Genomic DNA, 5,496 nt, shown 5'->3' with positions numbered 1-5,496 from the left:
GCGCAAGTGGTTGAAGTTGTTGAAGAAATCTTCGAAAGCTTCTGAAAATAATCACTTGACAGCAAATGAGGCTGCTGTAGAATGCGCGCCTCGGTTGAGACGAAAGCTCTTAACCAACCGCTCTTTAACAACTGAATCAAGCAATTCGTGTGGGTGCTTGTGGAGTCAGACTGATAGTCAACAAGATTATCAGCATCACAAGTTACTCCGCGAGAAATCAAAGAATAACCAACGATTGCTGAGCCAAGTTTAGGGTTTCTTAAAAACCCAAAGATGTTTGAACTGAAGAGTTTGATCATGGCTCAGATTGAACGCTGGCGGCAGGCCTAACACATGCAAGTCGAGCGGTAGAGAGAAGCTTGCTTCTCTTGAGAGCGGCGGACGGGTGAGTAATGCCTAGGAATCTGCCTGGTAGTGGGGGATAACGTCCGGAAACGGACGCTAATACCGCATACGTCCTACGGGAGAAAGCAGGGGACCTTCGGGCCTTGCGCTATCAGATGAGCCTAGGTCGGATTAGCTAGTTGGTGGGGTAATGGCTCACCAAGGCGACGATCCGTAACTGGTCTGAGAGGATGATCAGTCACACTGGAACTGAGACACGGTCCAGACTCCTACGGGAGGCAGCAGTGGGGAATATTGGACAATGGGCGAAAGCCTGATCCAGCCATGCCGCGTGTGTGAAGAAGGTCTTCGGATTGTAAAGCACTTTAAGTTGGGAGGAAGGGCCATTACCTAATACGTGATGGTTTTGACGTTACCGACAGAATAAGCACCGGCTAACTCTGTGCCAGCAGCCGCGGTAATACAGAGGGTGCAAGCGTTAATCGGAATTACTGGGCGTAAAGCGCGCGTAGGTGGTTTGTTAAGTTGGATGTGAAATCCCCGGGCTCAACCTGGGAACTGCATTCAAAACTGACTGACTAGAGTATGGTAGAGGGTGGTGGAATTTCCTGTGTAGCGGTGAAATGCGTAGATATAGGAAGGAACACCAGTGGCGAAGGCGACCACCTGGACTGATACTGACACTGAGGTGCGAAAGCGTGGGGAGCAAACAGGATTAGATACCCTGGTAGTCCACGCCGTAAACGATGTCAACTAGCCGTTGGGAGCCTTGAGCTCTTAGTGGCGCAGCTAACGCATTAAGTTGACCGCCTGGGGAGTACGGCCGCAAGGTTAAAACTCAAATGAATTGACGGGGGCCCGCACAAGCGGTGGAGCATGTGGTTTAATTCGAAGCAACGCGAAGAACCTTACCAGGCCTTGACATCCAATGAACTTTCCAGAGATGGATTGGTGCCTTCGGGAACATTGAGACAGGTGCTGCATGGCTGTCGTCAGCTCGTGTCGTGAGATGTTGGGTTAAGTCCCGTAACGAGCGCAACCCTTGTCCTTAGTTACCAGCACGTTATGGTGGGCACTCTAAGGAGACTGCCGGTGACAAACCGGAGGAAGGTGGGGATGACGTCAAGTCATCATGGCCCTTACGGCCTGGGCTACACACGTGCTACAATGGTCGGTACAGAGGGTTGCCAAGCCGCGAGGTGGAGCTAATCCCAGAAAACCGATCGTAGTCCGGATCGCAGTCTGCAACTCGACTGCGTGAAGTCGGAATCGCTAGTAATCGCGAATCAGAATGTCGCGGTGAATACGTTCCCGGGCCTTGTACACACCGCCCGTCACACCATGGGAGTGGGTTGCACCAGAAGTAGCTAGTCTAACCTTCGGGAGGACGGTTACCACGGTGTGATTCATGACTGGGGTGAAGTCGTAACAAGGTAGCCGTAGGGGAACCTGCGGCTGGATCACCTCCTTAATCGACGACATCAGCTGCTCCATAAGTTCCCACACGAATTGCTTGATTCATTGAAGAAGACGATAAAGAAGCAGCCCGAAATTGGGTCTGTAGCTCAGTTGGTTAGAGCGCACCCCTGATAAGGGTGAGGTCGGCAGTTCGAATCTGCCCAGACCCACCAATTTTGTGTGGGAAACGCCTGTAGAAATACGGGGCCATAGCTCAGCTGGGAGAGCGCCTGCCTTGCACGCAGGAGGTCAACGGTTCGATCCCGTTTGGCTCCACCACTACTGCTTCTACGTTATGAAAGCTTAGAAATGAGCATTCCATCAGTATGATGGTGAATGTTGATTTCTAGTCTTTGATTAGATCGTTCTTTAAAAATTTGGGTATGTGATAGAAAGATAGACTGAACGTTACTTTCACTGGTAACGGATCAGGCTAAGGTAAAATTTGTGAGTGGCTCTTAATTGAGTATGATCGAATTTTCGGCGAATGTCGTCTTCACAGTATAACCAGATTGCTTGGGGTTATATGGTCAAGTGAAGAAGCGCATACGGTGGATGCCTTGGCAGTCAGAGGCGATGAAAGACGTGGTAGCCTGCGAAAAGCTTCGGGGAGTCGGCAAACAGACTTTGATCCGGAGATGTCTGAATGGGGGAACCCAGCCATCATAAGATGGTTATCTTGTACTGAATACATAGGTGCAAGAGGCGAACCAGGGGAACTGAAACATCTAAGTACCCTGAGGAAAAGAAATCAACCGAGATTCCCTTAGTAGTGGCGAGCGAACGGGGACTAGCCCTTAAGTGGCTTTGAGATTAGCGGAACGCTCTGGAAAGTGCGGCCATAGTGGGTGATAGCCCTGTACGCGAAAATCTCTTAGTCATGAAATCGAGTAGGACGGAGCACGAGAAACTTTGTCTGAATATGGGGGGACCATCCTCCAAGGCTAAATACTACTGACTGACCGATAGTGAACTAGTACCGTGAGGGAAAGGCGAAAAGAACCCCGGAGAGGGGAGTGAAATAGATCCTGAAACCGTATGCGTACAAGCAGTGGGAGCCCACTTTGTTGGGTGACTGCGTACCTTTTGTATAATGGGTCAGCGACTTATTTTCAGTGGCGAGCTTAACCGAATAGGGGAGGCGTAGCGAAAGCGAGTCTTAATAGGGCGTCTAGTCGCTGGGAATAGACCCGAAACCGGGCGATCTATCCATGGGCAGGTTGAAGGTTGGGTAACACTAACTGGAGGACCGAACCGACTACCGTTGAAAAGTTAGCGGATGACCTGTGGATCGGAGTGAAAGGCTAATCAAGCTCGGAGATAGCTGGTTCTCCTCGAAAGCTATTTAGGTAGCGCCTCATGTATCACTGTAGGGGGTAGAGCACTGTTTCGGCTAGGGGGTCATCCCGACTTACCAAACCGATGCAAACTCCGAATACCTACAAGTGCCGAGCATGGGAGACACACGGCGGGTGCTAACGTCCGTCGTGAAAAGGGAAACAACCCAGACCGTCAGCTAAGGTCCCAAAGTTATGGTTAAGTGGGAAACGATGTGGGAAGGCTTAGACAGCTAGGAGGTTGGCTTAGAAGCAGCCACCCTTTAAAGAAAGCGTAATAGCTCACTAGTCGAGTCGGCCTGCGCGGAAGATGTAACGGGGCTCAAACCATACACCGAAGCTACGGGTATCACGTAAGTGATGCGGTAGAGGAGCGTTCTGTAAGCCTGTGAAGGTGAGTTGAGAAGCTTGCTGGAGGTATCAGAAGTGCGAATGCTGACATGAGTAACGATAATGGGTGTGAAAAACACCCACGCCGAAAGACCAAGGTTTCCTGCGCAACGTTAATCGACGCAGGGTTAGTCGGTCCCTAAGGCGAGGCTGAAAAGCGTAGTCGATGGAAAACAGGTTAATATTCCTGTACTTCTGGTTATTGCGATGGAGGGACGGAGAAGGCTAGGCCAGCTTGGCGTTGGTTGTCCAAGTTTAAGGTGGTAGGCTGGAATCTTAGGTAAATCCGGGATTCTAAGGCCGAGAGCTGATGACGAGTTAACTTTTAGTTAACGAAGTGGTTGATGCCATGCTTCCAAGAAAAGCTTCTAAGCTTCAGGTAACCAGGAACCGTACCCCAAACCGACACAGGTGGTTGGGTAGAGAATACCAAGGCGCTTGAGAGAACTCGGGTGAAGGAACTAGGCAAAATGGCACCGTAACTTCGGGAGAAGGTGCGCCGGTGAGGGTGAAGGACTTGCTCCGTAAGCTCATGCCGGTCGAAGATACCAGGCCGCTGCGACTGTTTATTAAAAACACAGCACTCTGCAAACACGAAAGTGGACGTATAGGGTGTGACGCCTGCCCGGTGCCGGAAGGTTAATTGATGGGGTTAGCTAACGCGAAGCTCTTGATCGAAGCCCCGGTAAACGGCGGCCGTAACTATAACGGTCCTAAGGTAGCGAAATTCCTTGTCGGGTAAGTTCCGACCTGCACGAATGGCGTAACGATGGCGGCGCTGTCTCCACCCGAGACTCAGTGAAATTGAAATCGCTGTGAAGATGCAGTGTATCCGCGGCTAGACGGAAAGACCCCGTGAACCTTTACTATAGCTTTGCACTGGACTTTGAATTTGCTTGTGTAGGATAGGTGGGAGGCTTTGAAGCGTGGACGCCAGTCTGCGTGGAGCCAACCTTGAAATACCACCCTGGCAACTTTGAGGTTCTAACTCAGGTCCGTTATCCGGATCGAGGACAGTGTATGGTGGGTAGTTTGACTGGGGCGGTCTCCTCCTAAAGAGTAACGGAGGAGTACGAAGGTGCGCTCAGACCGGTCGGAAATCGGTCGTAGAGTATAAAGGCAAAAGCGCGCTTGACTGCGAGACAGACACGTCGAGCAGGTACGAAAGTAGGTCTTAGTGATCCGGTGGTTCTGTATGGAAGGGCCATCGCTCAACGGATAAAAGGTACTCCGGGGATAACAGGCTGATACCGCCCAAGAGTTCATATCGACGGCGGTGTTTGGCACCTCGATGTCGGCTCATCACATCCTGGGGCTGAAGCCGGTCCCAAGGGTATGGCTGTTCGCCATTTAAAGTGGTACGCGAGCTGGGTTTAGAACGTCGTGAGACAGTTCGGTCCCTATCTGCCGTGGACGTTTGAGATTTGAGAGGGGCTGCTCCTAGTACGAGAGGACCGGAGTGGACGAACCTCTGGTGTTCCGGTTGTCACGCCAGTGGCATTGCCGGGTAGCTATGTTCGGAATAGATAACCGCTGAAAGCATCTAAGCGGGAAACTAGCCTCAAGATGAGATCTCACTGGGACCTTGAGTCCCCTGAAGGGCCGTCGAAGACTACGACGTTGATAGGTTGGGTGTGTAAGCGCTGTGAGGCGTTGAGCTAACCAATACTAATTGCCCGTGAGGCTTGACCATATAACACCCAAGCAATTTGCGTCGAAAGGCCAGATTGCGGTGTGTGAAGACGCAATGAACCGAAAGTTCGAGATTTCACAAAACACCGACAGCTGTCACATACCCAATTTGCTGAAGCGAGGCCAGCCGGCCACGACTCAGTACCCGAATTTCTTGACGACCATAGAGCATTGGAACCACCTGATCCCATCCCGAACTCAGCAGTGAAACGATGCATCGCCGATGGTAGTGTGGGGTTTCCCCATGTGAGAGTAGGTCATCGTCAAGATTAAA

General features: G+C 51.3%; 2 tRNA genes and 3 rRNA genes. All 5 read left to right on the top strand.

The features are described from left to right. Positions 1 to 279 precede the first annotated feature (279 nt). The 5 genes from Q8X51_RS32085 to rrf all read left to right on the top strand — a co-directional run bounded on the left by Q8X51_RS32085 (position 280) and on the right by rrf (position 5,491). A 16S ribosomal RNA gene (locus tag Q8X51_RS32085) occupies positions 280 to 1,816 on the top strand. An 83-nt stretch (positions 1,817 to 1,899) separates the two neighbouring features. Further along, positions 1,900 to 1,976: transfer RNA gene (locus tag Q8X51_RS32080), tRNA-Ile, on the top strand. Positions 1,977 to 2,006: 30 nt separating this feature from the next. Further along, a tRNA-Ala gene (locus Q8X51_RS32075) sits at positions 2,007 to 2,082 on the top strand. Positions 2,083 to 2,331: 249 nt separating this feature from the next. Then, positions 2,332 to 5,223 (top strand): 23S ribosomal RNA (locus Q8X51_RS32070). A gap of 152 nt (positions 5,224 to 5,375) precedes the next feature. Then, positions 5,376 to 5,491: ribosomal RNA gene (gene rrf, locus Q8X51_RS32065) — 5S ribosomal RNA — on the top strand. Together the 16S, 23S and 5S rRNA genes with 2 tRNA genes alongside form the textbook arrangement of a ribosomal RNA operon. Positions 5,492 to 5,496: the final 5 nt, after the last annotated feature.

The sequence above is a fragment of the Pseudomonas sp. Yb2C2 genome, from assembly GCF_052112325.1.
Lineage (GTDB): Bacteria > Pseudomonadota > Gammaproteobacteria > Pseudomonadales > Pseudomonadaceae > Aquipseudomonas > Aquipseudomonas marginalis.
This window is presented reverse-complemented; position numbering and strand designations above follow the sequence as displayed.